Genomic DNA, 22,832 nt, shown 5'->3' with positions numbered 1-22,832 from the left:
TGGGCGGACGGGTCCTGGGACCCCGTCTCCGGGGCGAGCGGACCGTTGGCCTCCGCGTCCCGGGCAAGCGGGTTGTCGTCGAGCGGGTCGTTCACGTGCCGGGGGCCTTCCGTGCGCTGGTTCCGTTCGGTCCCTCCGAGGTGTGCGGGGCCGCCGCGCCGTCCGCGGCGAAGCGCGCCGTCAGCGCCGCCCCGTGCGCGGGCAGGTCCTCCGCCTCCGCGAGCGTGACCACGTGGGGCGTCGCCTCGGCGAGGGCCTCACGGGTGTAGTCCACGATGTGGATCCCGCGCAGGAAGGACTGGACGGAGAGCCCCGAGGAGTGGCAGGCGCAGCCGCCGGTCGGCAGTACGTGGTTGGAGCCCGCGAGATAGTCGCCGAGGGACACCGGGGACCAGGGCCCGACGAAGACCGCGCCCGCGTTCCGCACCCGGGCGGCGACGGCGGCGGCGCCCGCGGTCTGGATCTCCAGGTGCTCGGCGCCGTACGCGTCGACGACCCGCAGGCCCTCCTCGATCCCGTCGACCAGGACGATCGCGGACTGCCTGCCGGTCAGGGCGGGCACGATCCGGTCCTCGACGTGCCGGGTGGCCGCGATCTGCGGCTCCAGCTCCTTGTCGACCGCGTCCGCCAGTTCCGCGGAGTCGGTGACCAGGACGGCGGCGGCCAGCGGGTCGTGCTCGGCCTGGCTGATGAGGTCGGCGGCGACGTGTACGGGGTCGGCCGTGGAGTCGGCGAGGACCGCGATCTCGGTCGGTCCGGCCTCGGTGTCGATACCGATCCGGCCGGTGAAGTAGCGCTTGGCGGCGGCGACCCAGATATTGCCGGGGCCGGTGACCATATTGGCGGGCGGGCATCCGTCGGGGCCCGTGGTGCCGTACGCGAACATCGCGACGGCCTGGGCGCCCCCGGCCGCGAACACCTCGTCGACGCCGAGGAGGGCGCAGGCGGCGAGGATCGTCGGGTGCGGGAGGCCGCCGAAGTCCTTCTGCGGCGGTGAGGCCAGCGCGATGGAGCCGACGCCCGCCTCCTGCGCCGGGACCACATTCATGATCACGGAGGAGGGGTAGACGGAGCGGCCGCCCGGCGCGTAGAGACCGACGCGCTCGACGGGGACCCACTTCTCGGTGACCGTGCCGCCGGGGACGACCTCGGTGGTGTGCTCGGCGCGGCGCTGGGCGCGGTGCACGATCCGGGCCCGCCGGATGGACTCCTCCAGGGCGGCCCTGACCGCGGGATCCAGCTGCTCCAGGGCTTCCTTGATCGCCGTGGCGGGCACCCGGATCCGCTCCAGGGTGACGCCGTCGAACCTGCGCGCGTACTCGATCAGCGCCTCGTTGCCGCGATGGTGCACGTCCTCGCAGATGGGCCGCACCTTCTCCAGGGCGGCTTCCACGTCGAACTCGGCACGGGGCAGCAGGTCGCGCAGAGCGGCCCCCTCGGGGAGGGCATCGCCGCGCAGATCGATTCGGGAGATCACAACCACAATTCTCTCAGACCCGGATCGGCGGCCGTTCCCCGTATCACTGGCTGATACGGGGAACCGGCCTCCACGCAGGTCCGATGACCACTAGCGTTCACACGGTCACTCAGCGGGAAGAACGAGGGTACGAGCCCTTGCAGGCATCGAGGAAACGGGGGAAGCGGCAGTGCCCGAGCCGTCGGACGACGGACCTCCGGACGGGCTGAGCCCGCCCGAGCAGCGCATGTGGAACGCCTTCAGAAACGGGAGCACGCTCGATCTCAGCGATCCCGATCCCCTGCGGAACGATCCGTTCTCGGCCCTCCCCTGGGGCCCCGAGCGCAGGGTCCGCTCCTCCGTCGTCGCCCGGCTGCTGCTGAGCGGCCCCGCACCCCGGCCGGGCCGGGTCGCCGCGCTGAAACTGCGCGGGGTGCAGCTGTCCGGCACCCTCAAACTGGCGGGCGGCAGTGTCGCGCCGTATGTGGAGCTGAACGCCTGCCGCTTCGACAGCGAGATCCTGATGCCGGAGGCGCATGTCACCACCGTGCGGATGGTGAGCTGCGCGATCCCGAAGCTGGAGGCGGCCCGGCTGCGCACCGAGGGCGATCTGCATCTGCCGCGCTGCCGGGTCGAGCACGGGATCCGGCTCACGGACGCCCAGATCGGCACGGATCTGCTGATCAACCAGATCCATGTCCGGCCGGACCGGCGGGGCCGGGCCATCGCCGCCGACGGTATGTCGGTCGCGCAGGATTTACAGGCCGAACTGATCCAGACGTACGGGGAGTTCAGCCTCCGGGGTGCGAAGGTCGGGGTCTCCCTCAGTCTGCGCGGCAGCAAGCTGCGGGGTACTCCCGAACGCCGGGCGCTCAACGCCCCCCAGCTCACGGTGGAACGAACGCTCTATATGACCGGTGCGTGGGTGAGTGAGACCACCGGCAATCAGGGATCCACTCCCCCGTTCGGCGTCCTCCAGGGCACGGGTACCGGCCACCGCACCCGCTTTCAGCCGTTCGAGTGCTATGGAGGGGTGCGCCTGGACGACGGACGGTTCGGGGACGCGGTGGACCTCCAGCGGGCGCGCTTCGTCCTGAGCGCCCGCGAGGAGCTGTCGCTGCGCCGGATAGTCACCCCGGAGCTGCGCTTCAACGCCGAGCGCCCCGAGGAGGGGCGGGTCGTGCTCAACGGCGCGAAGGTGGTCACCCTGATCGACCTCCCCACCAGCTGGCCGGGTCCCGGCGGGCTCGCGATGAGCGGGTTCGCGTACGAGAACCTGGTGCCGTACGAGGCGTTTCCGCTGAGCCGCCGGCTGGAGTGGGTGGCCTCGGCGACCCCGGAGTACTCCCCGGAGCCGTACGAACGGCTGGCGACCGTCCTGCGCAACAGCGGCGAGGACGCGGACGCGCGCGAGGTGCTCCTCGCCAAGCAGCGGCGCCGCCGGGAGACGCTGCCGCTGGCCGCCAAGCTCTGGGGCCTGCTCCAGGACGTGACGGTGGCGTACGGCTACCGGCCGGGCCGGGCGGCCCTGTGGATGGCGGTCCTGTGGGCGGCGGGCGCCCTGGCGTTCGCGCGGGTGGAGCCGGCTCCGCTCAAGAAGGAGGAGTACCCGGAGTGGAACGCGCCGCTGTACGCGCTGGATCTGCTGATCCCGGTGATCAATCTCGGCCAGGACGGCTACTGGCGGCTGGAGGGCCCCTGGCAGTGGGCGGCGGCGGGGCTGGTGCTGATGGGATGGATCCTGGCGACGACGGTGGCGGCGGGGGCGTCACGGCTGCTGCGGCGCGGCTGAGGACGGCTGTCGCCGGGGCCGTCGTACGGAACCGGGCGCGGGGGCCGGGCTGTGCCGGCTCGGGCGCGGAATCCGGGGAGAAGGGTTCGGCGCGGGAGCCGGGGTGCCCGGTCCGCTGTCCGGTGGGTGAGGGGGCGGAGGTGGGCCCGGGAGCCGGGGGCGGGCCACGGATCCGGGGCGCCGCGCCACCCCTGTGACCGGAGGGACGGGCGGTGCCGGACTGACCCCTGCGACTCAGCCGTCACACAAAGGACCCCTTTCTTTACGTTCTCTTGGCCTGAGCCAGGACAACCATTCCGCCGCTACCAAAGCTTCACAGTGATTCGCTGGCGCGGCTCCGACCTGCGGTTTTCAATGGTCCGCACCATGTCATTGCTACGTGCCCTCATGCGCACCGCGCGCATGATCCGCCCCGAGCCGCGGCCCGGCGACGCCTCCTGGGGGCTGACGCCCGACGAGGCGGTCCTCCTCGACGCGCCCGACGAGCGGATGGCGCCCACCCTGGTGGCCGCGGCGCTCGGGGAGTGGGAACCGGCCGCCAAGATGCTGGCGAGCACACGCGGAGCGGCCGAGTGGGAGAGCCGGGACCGTTATGTCACACGGCTCGCCTCCTTCGCATACGCCCGTGACGACTGGCTGACGCACTGGCTCCGGGCGGTGCCCCGCGACCCGGACGCCCTCGTCGTCAAGGCCGAGCTTGAGGTCCGCAGGGCATGGGCCTCCCCGGCGCGCGGCGAACGGCTGCGGGAGATCGGTCCGCTGATCGACGCGGCGGCCCAGGGCGCCCCCGGTGACCCGGTGCCCTGGCGGATCGCGCTGGACCACGCCCGCGGCACCCACGCCACGCACACCGCCTTCGAGTCCCTGTGGGAACAGGCGGTACGCCGCTCCTCGCACCACTACGGCTGCCATGTCGCGGCCCTGCGCTATCTGTCCGCCCAGTGGTACGGCTCACACCGTGAGTGCTTCGACTTCGCCGAGAAGGCGGCGGCGGACGCGCTGCCGGGCTCGCTGGTCCAGGCCCTGCCGGTCCGGGCGGCGTTCGCCCGGCTGCTGAGCGCGGACAGCGGCTCCGCCCGGACCACCTCCGTCCAGGACGACCGCATCGACACGGCGGCCGATCTCGCGATCCGGCTCTCCGCCGACTACGCCCCGGGCGACCCCTGGCTCGCCGAGGTACGGAACCTGACGGCGTCCGTGCTGGTCGGACGCGGGCGCTGGGAGGCGGCGCTGGAGCAGTTCCGGCTGATCGGGCCGTACGCGACCTCGTTCCCGTGGACGTATTTCTCGGACGATCCGCTCGGCCGCTTCCTCGCCGTACGCGACGGTGTACGGCTGGAACTGGCGGCCATGGCGCCTCCGCGGACCCGGGCCGGACGCGGCGGGGCACGGGACCATTAGGCTTGTCCGTTGTGACCACCGCACGACTCCCGCTCTTTCCGCTGAACTCGGTGCTCTTCCCAGGGCTCGTACTGCCCCTGAACGTCTTCGAGGAGCGCTATCGCGCCATGATGCGCGAGCTGTTGAAGACGGACGAGTCCGAGCCGCGCCGGTTCGCGGTGGTCGCCATCCGCGACGGCCACGAGGTCGCGCCGACCGCGCCCGGCCTGCCGGACCGGACCGCGCAGCCCGAACGCGGGGCGGCGGCGGGCTTCGGCGACGACCCCGCCCGGGCGTTCCACACGGTGGGCTGTATCGCCGACGCGGCGACGATCCGGGAGCGGGAGGACGGCAGTTTCGAGGTCCTCGCCACCGGCACGACGCGGGTCAGACTGCTCTCCGTCGACGCGAGCGGGCCCTTCCTGACGACCGAGCTGGAGGAACTCCCCGAGGAGACCGGGGAAGGCGCGGGCGTCCTGGCCGAAGGGGTGCTGAGGGCGTTCCGCAGCTACCAGAAGCGGCTGGCGGGCGCGCGGGAGCGGTCGCTGTCGTCGGGCGCGGATCTGCCGGACGAGCCCTCGGTCGTCTCCTATCTGGTCGCCGCGGCGGCGGTCCTCGACACCCCCGCCAAGCAGCGGCTGCTGGAGGCCGGGAGCACGGCGGAGCGGCTGCGCGAGGAACTGACCCTGCTGCGGGCGGAGACCGCGGTGATCCGGCATCTCCCGTCGCTGCCCGCGATCGATCTCACCCGGGCACCGACGAGCCCCAACTGACGTACCGCTGAACAGGAGCCGGTGGAGTGGCGAAGAAGGCCAGAAAGGCCGCGGGGGGCACCCCGGCGGTGAACGCGCTGACGGCGGCGGGCACGGAGTTCACGGTGCACGCCTACGAGCACGACCCGGCGTCGGCGTCGTACGGCGAGGAGGCCGCGGAGGCGCTCGGCGTCCCGGCCGGCCGGGTCTTCAAGACCCTCGTCGCCGATGTGGACGGCGAACTCACCGTCGCCGTGGTGCCGGTGGCGGGCCAGCTCGATCTCAAGGCGCTGGCGTCGGCGGTGGGCGGCAAGCGGGCGGCGATGGCGGATCCGGCGGCGGCGGAGCGCACCACGGGATACGTAAGGGGCGGTATCTCGCCCCTCGGCCAGCGCAGGCGCCTGCGGACCGTCCTGGACGCGTCGGCCGCGGACCACGCCACAATCTGCGTCTCGGCGGGGCGCAGGGGGCTGGAGGTCGAACTCTCGCCCTCGGACCTCGCGGAGCTGACCTCGGCGGTGCTGGCGCCGATCGGTCGCGCGTAGGGGGTCGACGGGTGGGCCTTCCTCGGCTACGACCGTAGGACGGATGTCCCGAGGGAAGGACCTGTCGCCATGTCCAAACGCACCCGCAAGCGCAAGTGGCGCACCCGTAAGGCGAACCACGGCCGCCGCCCGGCCTGACGCCACGGTTCCCGGGGCCCGCCCAGCTCACCCGCCGCCCGGGCCCCGGGGGCCGTCACCCTGCGCCCAGGTCCCCTGTCGAACGCACCCGGGCCCGGCCCCTCCCGGCGTACGAGCTTCTCCGCTGCCCGCTCGGAAGGACTCCCGGCGCACCGCCAGGCCCGGCTTCCTGCCCTGTACGCGCCTGCTGCGGCCCCTCGGTGTGCGCGCCTCTCCGAGAACCGGCCTCCTGCCTGTGCCTTCCCGGCCCCGACCTCCCGGTGTACGCGCCCTCACCAGCCCCGGACCGCTCGCGGGGCGCTGCCCCGGCCCCGCACCTCAAACGCCGGACAGGCTGAAAATCCCACCCTGCCGGGGGGCCAAAACCAGCCCCGCCGGCGTTTGAGGCGCGGGGGCCTCGGGGGCAGCGCCCCCGACAAGCAACCCGCACCCGACAGGAGCCCGCACACCAAGCAGCCCACACCCCGCCAGGGAACCCGCACATTCCAGCCCCGCCGGCGGCACCCGCAAATCCAGCCCCGCCGGCGTTTGAGGCGCAGGGGCCTCGGGGGCAGCGCCCCCGACAAGCAACCCGCACCTGACAGGAGCCCGCACACCAGGCCCCCCGCCCCCGCCAAGCGCACCGCAACCCCGTCAGCCCGGCCGCTTGTCCCAGACAGAGGGGTCCCAGCCCACGGGCGGCGGAGGGGACGGGTCGCGCGGGCCGAAGAACGCCGTCAGGACCAGATGGCTCACCATCGCCGCGAGGGGCCACGCCAGCAGCACCGGGTACGCCTTCATCTTCAGGGGCGCGGCGAACGTCACGCCCTCCCCCACCTGCTTCGCATGGGCGACCACATCGCTCGTGGGGCCGAACCACATGCCCGCACGCCAGGCCAGCACCGAGCCGAGCAGTCCGCCGAGGGCCAGGGCGATCACCAGGACGACCCCGCCCTTGCGGCGGAACCAGAAGACGCCCGCCGCGGTAACCACGCCGAAGGCCATGCCCAGCAGGGCAAACGTTCCATCCGAGCCGATCGCCTCTTCGCCCTCCGTGTCCTTGAGGAACACCGCCTGGCCGTCGGAGATCAGCGGCACCTTGGGCGCCAGCCACGCCCAGAGCAGGCCCAGCGCGATCCCGAGGAGCGCGACGGCCACCATCACGAGCACACCGTCCCGCAGCTCGGCCCGGAGGCCGGGGCCTTGGGCGTCCGCGGGGGCGCCGGGAGCATCACCCGTGCCGTACCCGTTCGACGGCGGCACCGGGCCGTTCGGCGGCGCCTGCCAGGGGTTGCCGTCCTGCGAACGGTGCGGATGGTGGGGTGGTGTCAGCGGTGCGGTCACTCCGCCATCGTGCCAGGCGCCTCGCTACCTCGCCTCATCGGACCGCGGCCCTCCGGTACGCCCAGGTGGCGATCGTCAGCGACACGACACCCACCACCGCGCAGACCGCCAGGTCAAAGCCGACGACCGCCCAGTCGGGGCGGGGTCCGAAGGTCCGGGCGAGGGCCTCGACCCCGTAGGTGGAGGGCAGCAGATCACGCGCGTACGAGAGCGGCTCCGGCAGCCGCGCGGCCGGCAGCACCCCCAGCAGCAGGGCGGCGGACATGCCCAACTGCCCGAGCAGCGTGGCGATTTCCTGGCGCGGCGCGAGGAGTCCCAGGGCCGCGCCGAGCCCGGCGAGCGCCGCCCCGGAGAGGGGGATCACGGCGGCGAGCACCCACAGATGCGTCAGCGGCAGCCCGAAGAGCACACTGCCGGTGACGGCCGTGACGACCGTGCCGGGCACGGTGAAGGACGCGTACGCCCCCGCCGCGCCGAGAACGACTGCCGCGGGCGGCACCGGCAGCGTCGCGTAGTGGTCGAGGCCGCCACTGCCCCGGAGCTGCCCGAAGTACTGGGCGAGCAGATTGAGCGCGACGAAGGCGACGACCAGCACCGAGGATCCGGCGACGACGGCCCTCGCCTCCGCGCCGCCGTCGACGACCCCCCGCATCAGGACCATGATCCCGACCGACTGGAACGTCGCCACGAACAGCAGCGGAATCCGGGCGACCCTCGCCCGTGACAACTGCGCGCGGTACACGGCACCGAGCGCCGGCAGCAGGCGGGCCCTCGGTGCGAGAGGCGCGGCGGCAACCGCCGCCGCGCCGTGGTCCTTGATCCCCGTCCGCCCGGACACCGCCTCCGCGGGCACGATGCTCACGCTTTGACCAGCCCCTTCATCGCGTTCCCCCCGAGCGCCAAGTACACGTCCTCCAGGCTGGGCGTCGCCAGCGTGAAGTCATCGAGCGCCGCGAAGGCCGCTCCGCCCGTCACCGCGGCGACCGCCGCGCGCGCCTCGTCCGGCGCGAGCCTGAGGACCCAGCGGCGGCCGGACTCCTCGGCGCTGGCGCGCAGCGCGGCGACCTCGGGCACCTCCAGCGGCGCGCGTTCGCGCCACACCAGCTCGACCCGGACCTCACCGGCGATCCGTTCCTTGAGCCCGGTGGGGGTGTCGCAGGCGATGACGCGCCCCTGTTCCAGCACGGCGACCCGGTCGAGCACGGTCTCCGCCTCGATCACGTTGTGGGTGACGAGGACGACGGTCGTTCCGCGCTCGGCACGGCGCCGGTCGACCGCGGCCCAGACGGCGCGGCGGGCGACCGGGTCCATTCCGGTGGTGGGTTCGTCGAGCACGAGCAGCGGGCGTTCCCCCACGAGGGTCGCCGCGAGACAGGCGAGCCGCCGCTGGCCGCCGGACAGCTTCTTGAGGGCGCGTCCGGCCAGCCCGGTGAGTCCCAGCTCCTCCAGTACGGCGTCCCGCTCGGCGCGCGCGTCCCGGGTGGTCAGCCCGCGCAGCCGCCCGGTGGTCTCGGCGGCGAGGGCGACGGTGAGCTCGTCGAGGGCCGTGGACTCCTGCCCGAGGTAGCCGATGAGCCGCGAGGCGCGCTCCGGGTGGCGTACGAGATCGTGGCCGAGCACTTCCACGCCGCCCGCGTCGGGCCGCATCAATCCGGTCAACTGGCGTACGAGGGTGGACTTGCCGGCGCCGTTGGGGCCGAGGAGCCCGTAGATCTCGCCGCCCTCGACCTCCAGGCTGATGCCGTCGGTGGCGCGGACCTCGGGAGTGGCCGGAACGCCCCGGCGGGCGCGCGCGGCAGGGTACGTCTTCACCAGCCGCCGCACCACGCACACCGTACTCACGAGGTACGAGGGTACGGGGTCGCCCGTCCCGGGCCCCGCTCGGGGCGCCCTACCAAGGCCCGTTATTCCCCGGCCGGCGCGTGTTCGGCCGCCGCGCGGACGTCGATCTCGCGCCAGAATCCGGCCCGGATCGCATAGCGGTCGTGCTCGTCGATCTGGTCGTCCTTGTGCGCGAGGAGGCCGAATCGTGCCGCGTACCGCAGCAGCTCCCCGTCGATGCGGTGCGGGATGCGCGGGTACATCGTGGACAGCTTCTGGACGTGGCCGTTCTCCGGCTGCCGTTCCATCCAGCGGCGGGCGAAGACCTGACCGACCTCGAAGGGGTCGCCGCCGACGGTGGTGATGTCCTCCTCGCGGTCGGCCCAGCGCTGCTCGGCGCTGGTGAGCTGGGCGAGGGTGGGCAGGGAGGCCGTCTCGGGCGGCTCGCCGAGCGCGCCCGCGCCGGGGCGCTCGATCCAGCCCTTGTCGGACGACCAGCGCAGAGTGGCGCCGGCGGGGTGGTGCTGGGGGTGCGAGGGGTGGGGGCCGGGCGCGCGCAGGCCCGCGAGGTCCTTGGGGGTGGGCACGCCCTTCGCGGCGGCGGGCGCGGGTCCGGCCTCGGCGCCGTTCGGCGCGGGGGCGTTCCGCGCACCGTTGCGCGCGGGCTCGGCGGCCCGCTCCTGGGAGGCGGCGAGCGCGGACTCGGGCAGCGGGGCGGAGAGGATCGCCGCGATCTCGGGGCGCGGCACGGGCGGCGGGGCGCAGACTCCGCCGAGGTCCTTGGCCCGTACGGCACGGGTGATCCAGGCGCGGTCGAGCACCCGGCGCTCATCGGCCTCTGCGACGAGGTCCTCGGACTGGTTGTAGTCGCCGTCGGCGGCCTGGACGGCCCAGAGGTGGACGGCGACGCCGTGTTCCTTCGCGGACATCAGTCCGGGCAGCAGATCGCCGTCCCCGGTCACCAGCACGACGTCGGAGCAGGCGCGGTTGCGGGCCAGCTCGGTGAGTTCGGCGTGCATCGCCGCGTCGACGCCCTTCTGTGCCCAGCGGCCGTCGCTGCGGGTCAGCGCGCCCAGCCGGACGGTCACCCGGGGCATCACCCGCAGCCTGCGGTGCTCCGGCTGCGGAACACGGTCGGGTGCGCCGTCGAACCAGTAGATACGGAGCAGCGGGCGCTCCGTATCCCCCTCGGCGAGTTCGCGCAGGCCCTGGATGAGGGCGGTGTGGTCGACGGTGATCCGGGAACGCGCCGGTTCCCCGGCGAGCAGGCTCGCGGCGGCGCCCAGGAGATAGCCGGCGTCCACCAGGACAACGCAGCGGTCCACGCGCTCCACCCTCTTTCGAAACTCTTTCGGAAACCCCTTCGGGAATGCTCGGGCTTCTCGATGCTGTCGAGGTCTTCGGGATCTTGGGGATCTTCTGGTTCTTCGGGGGTCTTGCGGGGTCTTTCAGGGCCTTCGGGGTTCTTGCGGGGTCCTCGGATCTTCTTTCGGGTTCCAGGCCGTCTCGGTGGCCATTCGGCGGAGGCCGCACCCGCACGGGCGGGCGGGACCGGGGATTGTTCCGGCTTTCCTTCGAGTCTGCCCGACCTCGTGAGGGTTAACGGCCGGAACTCGATCATCGGCGTGGCGAAACCCTTATTCAGGCCCTTGACAAGGGCCCTTTACCCACTGCAATGATCCAAAATGCGGCACATCATCCTATATGTGAATCTGGTCGCGTATGTGAATCTGGTCGCGGCCCTGGCCCCTAGACCCCGATGGAGGCACCCCATGGCCAAGAACAAGAACCGCAAGGGCAGCCAGCAGCAGCGCGCGCCCCAGCAGGAGCGCGGCAGCGAGCAGGCGAAGTCCACCGCCTATGAGTCCCAGGCCCGCCCGCAGTCGCAGGGCCAGGGCAGCCCGGCGGATGTTGCCCGTAAGCACCAGCGGCGCTTCGGCCACAACTGATCGCGCCGTATCCGCGCGGAAGGGGCGCGCCCCGGAAGACGGGCGCGCCCCTCTTTGCCGGTGGCCGGGCGGGCTCAGCCGGCCAGGCAGGACGGGCCGAGCAGCACCTTCAGATCGCCGAAGAGAGCGGGGTCGGGCTGCACACGGTGGCGGTCGAGCCGCAGCACGGTGGTGGTCCGGGGCCCCTGGAGCTTGATCCGGACCTCGGTATTGCCCTTGTGGTGGCTGAGGATCTCCCCGAGCCTGCTGACCATCGGCGGGGTCACCTTCACCGTGGGGATGGTGACGACCACCGGGGCGTTGGTGCCCGCGGAGGAGAGATCGGGGACCATCAGCTCCATGGCCACCAGCCGCGGCACGTCCTCGCGCTTGTCGAGCCGGCCCTTGACGAAGACGACCGTGTCCTCGACGAGCTGGGTGGAGACCAGCTGATAGGTCGCCGGGAAGAACATGCACTCGATGGACCCGGCCAGATCCTCCACGGTCGCGATCGCCCAGGCGTTGCCCTGCTTGGTCATCTTGCGCTGGAGGCCGGAGATGATGCCGCCGATGGTGACCACCGCGCCATCCGCGTGCTCACCGCCCGTGAGCTGGGAGATCGACGCGTCCGACTTGTCGGACAGGACGTGCTCGATACCGAAGAGCGGGTGGTCGGAGACATAGAGGCCGAGCATCTCGCGCTCCTGCGCGAGCAGATACGACTTGTCCCACTCCAGGTCGGAGAACTCGACGTCGAGCCCGAAGCCCGGCTCGTCGCCGGCCTCGTCGCCCATGCCGCCGAAGAGGTCGAACTGCCCCTCGGCCTCCTTGCGCTTGACCGCCACCACATTGTCGATCATGGGTTCGTGGTGGGCGACGAGCCCCTTGCGGGTGTGCCCCATCTCGTCGAAGGCGCCCGCCTTGATCAGCGACTCGACGGTCCGCTTGTTGCAGACGACGGCCTCGACCTTGTCGAGGAAGTCGGGGAAGGAGGAGTACTTCCCCTTCGCCTTGCGGCTGCGGATGATCGATTCCACGACGTTGGTACCGACGTTACGGACGGCGGAGAGACCGAAGAGAATGACGTCGTCGCCCTGCGCGGCGAAGTTCGACTCGGATTCGTTCACATTGGGCGGCAGGACCTTGATGCCCATACGGCGGCACTCGTTGAGATAGACCGCCGACTTGTCCTTGTCGTCCTTGACCGAGGTCAGCAGGGCCGCCATGTACTCGGCGGGGTAATTCGCCTTCAGATAGGCGGTCCAGTAGGTGACCAGGCCGTACGCGGAGGAGTGCGCCTTGTTGAAGGCGTACCCGGCGAAGGGGACCAGAACGTCCCACAGGCCCTGGATGGCCTCGTCCGAGTAATTGTTCTTACGGGCTCCGGACTGGAAGATGGTGAAATTCTTCGCCAGCTCCTCGGGCTTCTTCTTGCCCATGACGCGGCGGAGGATATCGGCTTCGCCCAGTGAGTATCCGGCGATGATCTGGGCGGCCTTCTGCACCTGCTCCTGATAGACGATCAGGCCGTAGGTGATGTCCAGGACCTCCTTGAGCGGCTCCTCCAGCTCGGGGTGGATCGGGGTGATCTCCTGCTGCTTGTTCTTCCGCAGGGCGTAGTTCGTATGGGAGTTCATTCCCATCGGGCCCGGACGGTAGAGGGCCGATACGGCGGAAATGTCCTCGAAGTTGTCGGGCTTCATCAGCCGCAGCAGCGACCGCATGGGCCCGCCGTCGAACTGGAAGACGCCGAGAGTGTCACCGCGGCAGAGCAGTTCGTAGGTCTTGGGGTCGTCCAGGGGGAGCGAGAGGAGATCCAGCTCGACGCCGTTGTTCGCCTTCACCATTTTGACGGCGTCGTCCATGATGGTGAGGTTGCGCAGACCGAGGAAGTCCATCTTCAGCAGGCCGAGCGACTCGCACTGCGGATAGTCCCACTGGGTGATGGTGACACCATCGGTGTGGCGGACCCAGATGGGGGCGTGGTCGACGATGGGCTCGCTGGACATGATGACGCCGGCGGCGTGGACGCCCATCTGCCGGACCAGGCCCTCGACTCCCTTGGCGGTGTCGATGACCTTCTTCACATCGGGCTCGTTCTCGTACATCGCCCGGATCTCCCCGGCCTCGCTGTAGCGGGGGTGGGAGGGATCGGTGATGCCGGAGAGATCGATTCCCTTGCCGAGCACATCGGCGGGCATCGCCTTGGTGAGCCGGTCGCCCATCGCGTACGGGTATCCGAGGACGCGGGCGGAGTCCTTGATGGCGTTCTTCGCCTTGATCTTGCCGTAGGTGCCGATCATGGCGACCTTGTCGGCGCCGTACTTCTCGGTCACGTACCGGATCACCTCGACGCGCCTGCGCTCGTCGAAGTCGATGTCGACATCGGGCATGGAGACACGCTCGGGATTGAGGAAGCGCTCGAAGATCAGCCCGTGCTCGATCGGGTCGAGGTCGGTGATCCCCATCGCGTACGCGACGATCGAACCGGCCGCCGAACCACGGCCGGGGCCCACCGCGATGCCGTTGTTCTTCGCCCACATGATGAAGTCGGCGACGACGAGGAAGTACCCCGGGAACCCCATCTGGATGATGACGTCCATCTCGTACTCCGCCTGCTTCTGGCGGTCCTCGGGCACACCTGACGGGAAACGGCGGTTCATGCCGACCCGGACTTCCTCCTGGAACCAGGTGACCTCGGTGAAGCCGTCCGGGATCTCGAACCTCGGCATGAGGTTCTGTGCCGTGAACATCCCGGTAGTGTCGACCATCTCGGCGACCAGGAGGGTGTTCCGGCACCCCTCCTGCCAGGTGTCCGACGAGTCGATCCCGTACATCTCGTCCGCGGACTTCAGGTAATAGCCCCCGCCGTCCAGTTTGAAGCGGTTCGGGTCGGAGAGGTTCTTGCCGGTCTGGATGCACAGCAGCGCGTCGTGCGCGTTCGCCTCGTGCGCGTACGTGTAGTGCGAGTCATTGGTGACCAGCGGCGGGATGCCGAGCTTCCGCCCGATGTCCAGCAGACCGTCGCGGACCCGGTGCTCGATCTCCAGGCCGTGCTCCATCAGCTCCAGGAAGAACTTGTCCTTGCCGAAGATGTCCTGGTAGTCGGCGGCCGCCTTCAGGGCCTCGTCGAACTGGCCCAGACGCAGCCGGGTCTGGACCTCACCGGAGGGGCAGCCGGTGGAGGCGACGATGCCCTCGGACCACTGGGAGATGGTCTCCTTGTCCATCCGGGGCCACTTCGTCAGCCAGCCCTCGGCGTACGAGTCCGAGGAGAGCCTGAAGAGGTTGTGGAGACCCGTCTTGTTCACGCTCCACATCGTCAGATGGGTGTACGCGCCACTCGCCGAGACGTCGTCCCGCTTCTGGTGCGGCTGGCCCCACTGGATCCTGCGCTTGTTGCGCCGCGACTCCGGGGCGACATACGCCTCGATCCCGATGATCGGGGTGACTCCGGCCTTCTTCGCCGTGTGGAAGAAGTCGTACGCGCCGTGAAGGTTGCCGTGGTCGGACATGGCGATATGGGTCATGCCCATCTCGTTGCACGCGTCGAACATGTCCTTGAGCCGCGCGGCACCGTCCAGCATCGAGTACTGGGTGTGCACATGCAGATGCGTGAACGGCGGCTTGGTCACGGCGGGGGCCTCCAGAGAACGGGCGGTGACGGGCGGCGGACCGTCTGGGGGGACAGCCCCGAAGTCTACGACTCCCCACCGACAGCCGCGGGGGCACTCATCGGTACGGTCGAGCGTTGGAGGGGGCGAAGCACCCTCCCCCGGCGGTCGGCCGGGGCCCGTCGTTCCGCCCTGCACCAGGAGGCACCCAGCGATGCCGGTACCGCACCCCGCCGAGGTCTCGGCCGATGAGCGCGGCGAGCAGATCCTCGCCGTCTTCCAGGCCTCCTTCGGTGAGCTCCTGGCCGCCGATCCGGCCGCCTTCCGGGTCAAGTTCCGGAAGATGGCGGCCTCGGCGTTCGCCTTCTACCGGGGCACGGCCTGCCTCTTCTACGGGGATCTGGAGCAGGAGCACGCCGGGCGTGGCGACGGCGCGATCCGGCACGGCTCCTATCTGGACGAGCGCACCAGCAGGGTGTGGATCCACGGCGATCTCCACGCGGAGAACTTCGGCACGTACATGGACGCCAACGGCCGGCTGATCTTCAACGTCAACGACTTCGACGAGGCCTATGTCGGCCCCTTCACCTGGGATCTGAAGCGGCTCGCGGCCTCGCTGGCGCTGATCGGCTACACCAAGGCGTTCAGCGACGAGCAGATCAGCGACCTGGTGCGGATCTACGCCGCCGCCTACCGCGAGCGCATCCACGATCTGGCGACGGGCGCCAAGCACGAGGAGGTGCCCCCCTTCACCCTGGACACCGCCGAGGGCCCCCTGCTGGACGCCCTGCGCGACGCGCGCTCGCTCACCCGGTTCTCGCTGCTGGACTCGATGACCGAGATCCGCGACTTCGAGCGGCGTTTCGCCCCGGGCGGCGGCTCCCTCGAACTGGACGCGGCGACCCGGTACAAGGTGCTGGCCGCCTTCGACGGCTATCTGGAGACGCTGCCCGATTCCAGCCTGACCAGGCCTGACTCCTACCGGGTGAAGGATGTCGTCGGCAGGCGCGGGATCGGTATCGGCTCCGCGGGACTGCCCTCGTACAACATCCTGCTGGAGGGCAACAGCGACGCCCTGGAGAACGACGTCGTGATCTATATGAAGCAGGCGCAGACCCCCGCGGTCTCCCGCCATATCGACGATCCGGCCGTGCGGGGCTACTTCCACCACGAGGGGCACCGCACGGTGATCTCGCAGCGCGCCCTCCAGGACCACGCCGATCCCTGGCTGGGCTGGACCGAGCTGGACGGCGCCGGTCAGCTGGTGGCCGAGGTCTCCCCGTACGCGGTGGACCTGGACTGGTCGGACATCGACGACCCGGCCCAGATCGCGGCGGTGGTTGCGGATCTCGGCCGGGCGACGGCCACCATGCACGGCGCCGCGGACGACGAGAGCGGCCACTCACTGGTGCCGTTCTCCACGGAGCGCGCCATCGACGCGGCGATCGCGGCGGACGGCGACGACGGTGAGGGCTTCGCGAATCTGCTGGTGGACTTCGCACACGGCTACGGGACCCGGGCGAGGATCGACCACCAGATCTTCGTGGACCTGTTCCGCAACGGCCGGATCCCGGGCCTGTAGCGGCCGGGGGCCCGAGCATCGGGCTCTGCCGGGGCGTGGACACCGTGCGGCGGGCGTGTGATCACGTCCCCTGATACTGCTCCGGCAGAAAGGCGCCCGGGACGTCCGGCGTTCCCTGTGGGAAGAAGGCGATCGCCGGATCGATCTCCTCGAGCAGATCAGCGACCGCCTGTGAGACGAGCGGTGCCTGCTGCCCGTGGACGGTGTTCCAGGACCAGTGAGCGGGCGGGGGCTCGAAGATGAGTTGCCACGCGTAGTCCGGCCAGGCGAACTGCCGCCGGTCTCCGGCGGCGCGTGCCGCTCGGCCGCACACCGCACAGGGAGTCGGTCCGTACGGGTACAGCGGTCCGCCCATCGAAACGTCCGACCAGATGAGCAGCGCGCGGCCGCGGTCGTCCAGAGAGCGGGTCACCAGTCCCTGGTGCAGGCCCGCCGACCGCACCGCCTCGACGAAGTCCGGGCGGGCGACGTGACAACACGGAGCGGGCAGAAAGCACAGGGGCGCCTCGGCGAGCTTCTCCAGGACGTTGTCGATCTGGTCGGCGGTGATCTCTGTGGGGGCTGCGACGGTTGTGATGTTCAATCCGCACCCCCCGCAGGGATCCAATCGGGTCAGCTCGGGTCCCTTCCACGGAGTCCAGACGCGCGAACAGATTCGATACGGTTCCCGGTCTCCGGGCAGTGGCCCGAGCGGTGCCGGCTGACCGGATTCGTAGACGTCGGTGACCCCGTGCTCCCGGAGCCATCTCCGCAGGACCGGGAGATCGGACAGCTCCGCCTCCGGGAAATCCCAGAACACCCGTCCCACTGCCCGGGCGCTGTCCGGCCGCGGTGGCGTTCCGGCACCGTCGACCTGTGCCTCGTCGGCGCGCACACGATAGATCCGCTGGGTCACGGGCTGCTCCCTGCCGGCCGACTGGTCGCGAGAAGTCTATCCAGTTGATCTCCGGCTTCTCCGACGAGAGCCTTCTCCGCTTCCCGGCCGGCCGGGAGCGCTCTCAGGCTCCTCTCAGGAAGCCATGGCACACTCGCAGACAATGGACGTTTCGGGAATGCAGCTCAGGGCGCTGCGGGCGGCGGTCTTCACGGCACTGGTCGTGACGCTGTCCGCCGCGTCCCATGTGCTGCTCTCCGGAGCCCCGCTGCCGTGGGTAACGGTGGCCGGGCTCTGTGCCGTCGTCTTCGCTCTCGCATACGCCCTCTCGGGCCGTGAGCGCGGGTACTGGCGGATCGCGGGCCTGCTGGTCCCGCTGGAGCTGGCCGCCGACACGGTCTTCAACGGGAGCCAGGACGTCTGCTACGGCCCCGGCGGCGGCCCGGTCACCGGCTCACTCCGAGCCCTCGGGCTCGATGTGCTGTGCGGCGGCAGTGTCGGCGGCGGCCTGCCGGGGGTCGCGGGTGCCGAGGACGCCGCGGCGGCGCTGCTGCACCCGGCCGACCCCGCGTCGCCGTGGGTGCTGCTGGCCGCTCATGTCTCGGTCGGGCTGCTCGCCGCGGTCTGGCTGAGGCACGGGGAGGCCGCGCTCGCGAGTCTGGTGCGGACGGTGGGCGCGTTCGCCTTCCGGCCGCTGCTGCTGGCGGTCGCCGCGGTCGTGGCGCACCGGCCGGTCCGGCGCGTGGTGCGTTCCGCGCCGCGCCACACCGCCTCCCGGGCGCTCCTGCTGGTCCACGCCCTCGGCCGCCGGGGTCCCCCGCGCTCCGGCGCGGACTTCGCCCTGTGCGCCTGAGCGGCCGATGCGGCCGAGCGGTGCCCGAACGGTCCCGATCGGCTCTGATCAGTCCTGCTTGGTCCTGAGCGACGGAGCGGGAGCGTCCGGTACGGTCCCCGGCCACGGGGGTTCCGGCCACCGGCCCCCTGATCGTCTCTGCTGACCACGGGGTCGGCCCCGGTCCTCTGAGCCTCCCGGGCGGCCCGAGCCGTCCGGGTGCCGCGGTCCTCCGCATACCGGAGCCGCCCGGTCCGAGAAGCCCTGCGGTGCACCGGCCCCCGTACGGCCCGCACCGGCCGCTGAGCGGCCGACGGCGGCCTCGGGCGCCGGGAAGCAGGCACCGGAACCGGACCGGATCGGGCCGCCCATGGCTCCATCCGGCACCTCATGGCGGTCCGCGCCACCCTCCCCAGCCCTCTTCAGCCCTCTTCATCTAGTTATCCCCCATTTTCCGTATCTCCCCGATACGGGCATCTCACGGAGTGAATCAGCATGAGCGCACGCAACAGCAAGGCCAGCAAGGCAGCCGCCCGCGAGCGGCTGCGCCAGGAGCGCGAGCGGCAGGCCAAGAAGGACAGGACCCGCCGGCAGCTGATCGTCGCCGGTTCGACCGTCCTGGTCCTGGCCCTCGCGGGCGGCATCGGCTACGGCGTGATGCAGGCCAACAAGCCCGGCCACTGGGAGTCCGCGAAGGACGCGAAGAACGTCACCGCGCCCAAGAACACGAGCGGTGAGAACGGCACGACCGTCGTCATCGGCAAGCCCGAGGCGACGAAGACGCTGGAGCTGTACGAGGACTCCCGCTGCCCGGCCTGTGCGGCCTTCGAGCAGGGTGCGGGCGAGACCCTGGACAAGGACGTCGCCGAGGGCAAGTACAAGGTGCAGTACATCGGTGCCACGTTCATCGACAACATGGACCAGGGCGAGGGCTCCAAGAACGCGCTGAGCGCCCTGGGCGCCGCGCTCGATGTGAGCCCCGAGGCGTTCACCGATTACAAGGCCGCGCTGTACTCGAAGCAGTTCCACCCCGAGGAGAGCCAGGACAAGTTCGCCAAGGACTCGTATCTGCTGGAGGTCGCCGACAGCGTCCCGGCGCTCAAGGACAACGCCGCGTTCAAGAAGAACGTCGAGGACGGGACCTTCGACGCCTGGGCGATGAAGATGTCGGCGAAGTTCGACCAGAGCGATGTGAAGGGCACCCCGACGCTGAAAATGGACGGCAAGAAGATCACGGTGAACGGCTCGGACAACGCGCCGGAGACGGCGGCGGAGTTCCGGACCGCGATCGACAAGGCGCTGAAGGGCTGACGCGCCTGGCGCGGGGGCGGGGGGACCGTACGGCGCACAGGGGCCCGCGGACGCGGAAGGGCCGGTGCAGAGCCCCCGGCGCCCGGGAGAGCCCGGTGAGAACCCGTACGGCCCGGAAGGCGTCCTTCCGGGCCGTAAGCGGGTTTCCGCCCAGGTCGGGAGGCCCGCAGCGGGCCTCCCCCGCAGCCTCCCCGCCCCGCCCGCCGTCCGGTCCCGGCGCGGCCCGGCAGCCCATCCGGGCGGTTCGGGGCCGTACCGGCAGGTTCGGCCGTCCGGCCCGACGGCTACCCCTCCAGCGACTCCAGAAAACCGAGGACCACCCGCCAGGTCGCCCCGGCCGCCTCCTCGTCGTAGTCCGGCAGCCCGGAGTCGGTGTACAGGTGCCCGGCGCCCGGATAGCGGTAGACCTCGACATCGGCTCCCGCCCTGCCCATCCCCAGATACCAGGCGGTCAGCCAGTCGTGCGGCTCGAAGGGGTCGGGATCGGCGACATGGAGCTGTACCGGCAACGCGTCCACCGAGGCGTTCTCGGCGATGTCGGAGGTGCCGTGCAACAGCAGCAACCCACGGGCCCTGTCGTCACCGAGGGCCAGGTTCTGCGCGAGGGCCGCGCCCATGGAGAAGCCCGCGTACACCAGCCCGCGCTCCGAGTGGGGCGCGGCGGCGAGGACCGCCCGCTTGAGCAGTTCGTCCTGTCCGATCGCGTCCTTGAACTCCATGCCCTCCTCGACCGTCTCAAAGGTCCGGCCCTCGAACAGATCGGGCGTCCATACGGTGTGACCTGCTGCTTCGAGCAGCTCCGCCGCGGAGGTGACGGCAGGCCGCAGACCGTAGGCGGAAGGGAAAAGCATGATGTTCATGGGGTCAGGTTACGTTCGAGGACATGGAGAACGCGCTGCGCCCGTTGATCGTGATCGGTGGCTCGGTCGTGCTCACCCTCGTGGTGGGCTGGCTGGTCGATCTGCTGCTGCGACGGGCCGACTCACGGCACACCGAGACCCCTCTGTGGGGTCTGCTCCGCCGTGGTCGGCTGCCGCTCCAGTTCGTACTGGGCACCGCCCTGCTGAGAGGCGCGTACCGCCAGACGCAGATCGGGATCGTCCAGGACTACGAGACCGGCATCGGACAGGTGCTGACCCTGGTGCTCATCGGGGCCTCCGCGTGGCTCGTCGTCAGGATCGCCACGGCCGTCGTCGAGTCCACGTACAGCCGCTACGCCGCGGCGACCCGTGATCCGGCCCGGGTACGCCGGGTGCGCACCCAGGTCACCCTGATCCAGCGGGTCGTCATCGCCGTGGTGGGCGTGGTCGCGGTGGCGGCGATGCTGCTGACGTTCCCCGCGATGCGGACGGTCGGCACCTCGATGCTGGCGTCGGCCGGGGTGCTCGGGATCGTCGCCGGTGTCGCCGCCCAGTCCACGCTGGGCAATCTGTTCGCCGGGCTCCAGATCGCATTCGGCGACATGGTGCGGATAGGCGACACGGTGGTGGTGGACGGCGAGTGGGGAACGGTCGAGGAGATCACCCTCACGTTTCTCGCCGTACGGACCTGGGACGAGCGCCGGATCACCATGCCGGTCTCGTACTTCACCGGCAAACCCTTCGAGAACTGGTCCCGCGGTGGTGTGCAGATGACCGGGACCGTGTTCTTCCATCTGGACCACTCGGCTCCGGTACCGCGGATGCGGGAGAAGCTCCATGAGATCGTCCGGGAGCACCCGGCCTGGGACGGCCGCGACTGGTCGCTCGCCGTCACCGACACCACGCCGTCGACGATCCAGGTGCGGGCGGTGGTCACCGCGAAGGACGCGGACGACATCTGGACCGTACGGTGCGCGGTCCGTGAGCAGATGATCGCCTGGATCTGCGAGCACCACCCGTACGCGCTGCCGCGGATCACCACGGCGGGGGCGGTGGAACCCGGCGACGGCCACCGCGCGATCTCCCCGGAGCTCGTTCCGCAACGCGCGCACGAGAGGGCGCCGGAGCTCCCGGCGGAGGCATCGGAGGACGGCGGTCCCCGTACGGGCCGGGGCTGATGGGGGTACGCCTCCTCCGGTCCCGGCCCCGGCCCGCCGAGGCGGCGGGGAACCCCGGGCGGCCCCGGCTCCTCAGTGGCCGCGTTCCGCGCCGCCGTTGACCTGGATCACCTGGGCGGTGATGTGCCCGGCCGCGGACGACGCCAGCCAGTGCAGGGTCCCCGCGATATCGCCGGGGTGGCCGGCCCGCCCGGTCGCGGTCTCGGCGATCAGGGCGCGCCGCCGGTCCTCCGGGAACGGGCCGCCGAAGAACCCGGTCTCCTCCACCAGCCCGGGCGCCACCACGTTCACGGTGACCCCGCGCTCCCCGAGGTCGCGGGCGAGCTGGAAGGCGTACGGGTGGAGAGCGGCCTTGGAGGCGGCGTACGGCGGCAGGCCCGAGCCCCGGTACGCGGCGATCGAGCTCAGGAACAGCACCCGTCCGCCGGGGGTGGCCAGCCGCTCCCGCAGGGCCTCGGTGAGCAGCGCCGCGGTCAGCGTGTTGAGCCGGAAGTTGACGTTCCAGTCGTGGGCGACGGCTTCCAGCGGTTCGGAGTGCTCGGCGCGGGGCTCCAGCCGGCCGTTGCCGCCCGCGCTGTGCACCAGGACGTCGACGGTGCCGTACTCCCGCTCGATGAAATCCGCGACCCGGCGCACATCACCGGGGTCACTGAGGTCTCCCGCGCAGTGCCGGGCCCCGGGGATCCGCTCCGCCGCACGCGCGAGCACCTCCTCGCGCCGCCCGAGCAGCACCACCCGGTCCCGGTCGGCGGCGAAGATCTCCGCCGTCGCCAGCCCGATGCCCGTACCTCCGCCACTGATCACCACGGTGCGCGCCATATCCGGATCTTATGATCCAAATCGGGCATTATCGGATATTACGCGCGGGGCGCCCGCTCCCCTGTTCGGTCGATCACCCGTAGGATCCGCCCCATGGCGGAACCGGTGCGGCTGGTACGGGCGGTGGAGGCGCTGGGGCTCCGGGCGGAGGACCGGGTCCTGGAGATCGGCTGCGGCACCGGTGTCGCCGTCTCCCTGGTCGCCGGGCGGCTCACCACCGGCCGGATCACCGCGATCGACCGCTCGGCGCACGCCGTCGAGGCGGCCCGGCGGCGCAACACGGAGCATCTCGCCTCGGGCCGGGCCGTACTGCTGCACACCCCGCTGAGTGAACTCGCCGGCCCTCCGGCCACCGGGGGCGCCTTCGACAAGGTCTTCGCGGTGAACGTGAACGACTTCTGAACGAAGGGACCGGCCGCCGCCGGGCGGGACCTGGCTCTCGTACGGAGCCTGCTGGCGCCCCGGGGCGTGTGCCTGCTGTTCTACGAACCGCCGGGGCGCGCCAGGGCCGCCGAACTGGAGGCCGTTCTGCGCCCCCGGCTGACCTGGCCCGGAGCGAAGACGGAGGTCGTGTCCGAAAGGACGGGACCGACGACGCTGCTGGGTCTGCGCGTGACCCTGGACTGA

Annotated in this window: 20 protein-coding genes; 11 read left to right on the top strand and 9 right to left on the bottom strand. The window is 71.1% G+C overall.

Going from position 1 to position 22,832, the window contains the following annotated elements; translation table 11 throughout:
- Positions 1-91: 91 nt before the first annotated feature.
- On the bottom strand, positions 92-1,477 hold the full coding sequence (gene hisD / locus ACIBCM_RS02700) for a histidinol dehydrogenase (RefSeq protein WP_399239351.1): 1,386 nt from the start codon (positions 1,475-1,477) through the stop codon (positions 92-94).
- A 226-nt stretch (positions 1,478-1,703) separates the two neighbouring features.
- On the opposite strand from hisD, the gene ACIBCM_RS02695 reads away from it, so the two are divergent.
- From ACIBCM_RS02695 to ybaK, 4 genes are all read left to right on the top strand, one after another.
- Positions 1,704-3,248, top strand: a complete 1,545-nt coding sequence (locus ACIBCM_RS02695) for an oxidoreductase (RefSeq protein ID WP_399239829.1) — start codon at positions 1,704-1,706, stop codon at positions 3,246-3,248.
- A gap of 354 nt (positions 3,249-3,602) precedes the next feature.
- Positions 3,603-4,649, top strand: coding sequence for a hypothetical protein (locus tag ACIBCM_RS02690; protein ID WP_399239349.1), 1,047 nt, complete (start codon positions 3,603-3,605; stop codon positions 4,647-4,649).
- A gap of 11 nt (positions 4,650-4,660) precedes the next feature.
- The gene (locus ACIBCM_RS02685) at positions 4,661-5,401 is read left to right on the top strand and encodes an LON peptidase substrate-binding domain-containing protein (RefSeq protein ID WP_399239347.1); all 741 of its coding nucleotides are present in this window, start codon (positions 4,661-4,663) and stop codon (positions 5,399-5,401) included.
- Between the two features lie 26 nt (positions 5,402-5,427).
- Entirely contained in the window at positions 5,428-5,925 is a 498-nt protein-coding gene (gene ybaK, locus ACIBCM_RS02680; protein ID WP_399239345.1) for a Cys-tRNA(Pro) deacylase, read from the top strand.
- Between the two features lie 771 nt (positions 5,926-6,696).
- On the opposite strand, the gene ACIBCM_RS02675 is transcribed toward ybaK, so the two are convergent.
- The 4 genes from ACIBCM_RS02675 to ACIBCM_RS02660 form a co-directional block, all read right to left on the bottom strand.
- A complete protein-coding gene (locus ACIBCM_RS02675) occupies positions 6,697-7,386 on the bottom strand; it encodes an ABC transporter permease (RefSeq protein WP_399239343.1) in 690 nt (229 codons plus the stop codon).
- 34 nt (positions 7,387-7,420) lie between these two features.
- Entirely contained in the window at positions 7,421-8,248 is an 828-nt protein-coding gene (locus ACIBCM_RS02670) for an ABC transporter permease (RefSeq protein WP_399239341.1), read from the bottom strand.
- The gene (locus ACIBCM_RS02665; RefSeq protein ID WP_399239827.1) at positions 8,245-9,219 is read right to left on the bottom strand and encodes an ABC transporter ATP-binding protein; all 975 of its coding nucleotides are present in this window, start codon (positions 9,217-9,219) and stop codon (positions 8,245-8,247) included. Before ACIBCM_RS02665 ends, ACIBCM_RS02670 begins: the two co-directional genes overlap by 4 nt.
- A 71-nt stretch (positions 9,220-9,290) precedes the next feature.
- Positions 9,291-10,541, bottom strand: coding sequence for an NYN domain-containing protein (locus ACIBCM_RS02660; protein WP_399239339.1), 1,251 nt, complete (start codon positions 10,539-10,541; stop codon positions 9,291-9,293).
- 438 nt (positions 10,542-10,979) lie between these two features.
- Between ACIBCM_RS02660 and ACIBCM_RS02655 the strand changes: the two genes are divergently transcribed.
- Positions 10,980-11,156: a hypothetical protein gene (locus ACIBCM_RS02655; protein WP_399239337.1), complete on the top strand. Its 177-nt coding sequence runs from the start codon at positions 10,980-10,982 to the stop codon at positions 11,154-11,156.
- 74 nt (positions 11,157-11,230) lie between these two features.
- Here the strand turns inward: ACIBCM_RS02655 and dnaE are convergent, their stop codons facing one another.
- Positions 11,231-14,770: a DNA polymerase III subunit alpha gene (gene dnaE / locus ACIBCM_RS02650; RefSeq protein ID WP_399239335.1), complete on the bottom strand. Its 3,540-nt coding sequence runs from the start codon at positions 14,768-14,770 to the stop codon at positions 11,231-11,233.
- Between the two features lie 193 nt (positions 14,771-14,963).
- Here dnaE and ACIBCM_RS02645 point away from each other — a divergent pair, with 193 nt between their 5' ends.
- The gene (locus ACIBCM_RS02645) at positions 14,964-16,331 is read left to right on the top strand and encodes a DUF2252 domain-containing protein (RefSeq protein WP_399239333.1); all 1,368 of its coding nucleotides are present in this window, start codon (positions 14,964-14,966) and stop codon (positions 16,329-16,331) included.
- A gap of 61 nt (positions 16,332-16,392) precedes the next feature.
- On the opposite strand, the gene ACIBCM_RS02640 is transcribed toward ACIBCM_RS02645, so the two are convergent.
- A complete protein-coding gene (locus tag ACIBCM_RS02640) occupies positions 16,393-16,914 on the bottom strand; it encodes a hypothetical protein (RefSeq protein ID WP_399239331.1) in 522 nt (173 codons plus the stop codon).
- Between the two features lie 454 nt (positions 16,915-17,368).
- On the opposite strand from ACIBCM_RS02640, the gene ACIBCM_RS02635 reads away from it, so the two are divergent.
- Complete coding sequence (locus tag ACIBCM_RS02635) at positions 17,369-18,058, top strand: hypothetical protein (RefSeq protein ID WP_399239329.1); 690 nt, start codon at positions 17,369-17,371, stop codon at positions 18,056-18,058.
- A 474-nt stretch (positions 18,059-18,532) separates the two neighbouring features.
- Positions 18,533-19,348, top strand: coding sequence for a DsbA family protein (locus ACIBCM_RS02630; RefSeq protein WP_399239327.1), 816 nt, complete (start codon positions 18,533-18,535; stop codon positions 19,346-19,348).
- 284 nt (positions 19,349-19,632) lie between these two features.
- Here the strand turns inward: ACIBCM_RS02630 and ACIBCM_RS02625 are convergent, their stop codons facing one another.
- Entirely contained in the window at positions 19,633-20,208 is a 576-nt protein-coding gene (locus ACIBCM_RS02625) for a dienelactone hydrolase family protein (RefSeq protein ID WP_399239325.1), read from the bottom strand.
- A gap of 23 nt (positions 20,209-20,231) precedes the next feature.
- On the opposite strand from ACIBCM_RS02625, the gene ACIBCM_RS02620 reads away from it, so the two are divergent.
- Positions 20,232-21,386: a mechanosensitive ion channel family protein gene (locus ACIBCM_RS02620; protein WP_399239323.1), complete on the top strand. Its 1,155-nt coding sequence runs from the start codon at positions 20,232-20,234 to the stop codon at positions 21,384-21,386.
- A 72-nt stretch (positions 21,387-21,458) separates the two neighbouring features.
- On the opposite strand, the gene ACIBCM_RS02615 is transcribed toward ACIBCM_RS02620, so the two are convergent.
- On the bottom strand, positions 21,459-22,205 hold the full coding sequence (locus ACIBCM_RS02615; RefSeq protein WP_399239321.1) for an SDR family NAD(P)-dependent oxidoreductase: 747 nt from the start codon (positions 22,203-22,205) through the stop codon (positions 21,459-21,461).
- A 93-nt stretch (positions 22,206-22,298) separates the two neighbouring features.
- Between ACIBCM_RS02615 and ACIBCM_RS02610 the strand changes: the two genes are divergently transcribed.
- On the top strand, positions 22,299-22,607 hold the full coding sequence (locus ACIBCM_RS02610) for an SAM-dependent methyltransferase (protein ID WP_399239319.1): 309 nt from the start codon (positions 22,299-22,301) through the stop codon (positions 22,605-22,607).
- 66 nt (positions 22,608-22,673) lie between these two features.
- Positions 22,674-22,832 (top strand): hypothetical protein, encoded by a 159-nt coding sequence (locus ACIBCM_RS02605; protein ID WP_399239317.1) that lies wholly within the window; start codon positions 22,674-22,676, stop codon positions 22,830-22,832.

The organism is Streptomyces sp. NPDC051018 (assembly GCF_044456085.1).
GTDB lineage: Bacteria > Actinomycetota > Actinomycetes > Streptomycetales > Streptomycetaceae > Streptomyces.
Note: the sequence above shows the minus strand (reverse complement) of the source record. Positions and strands in the feature narration are given on the sequence as shown.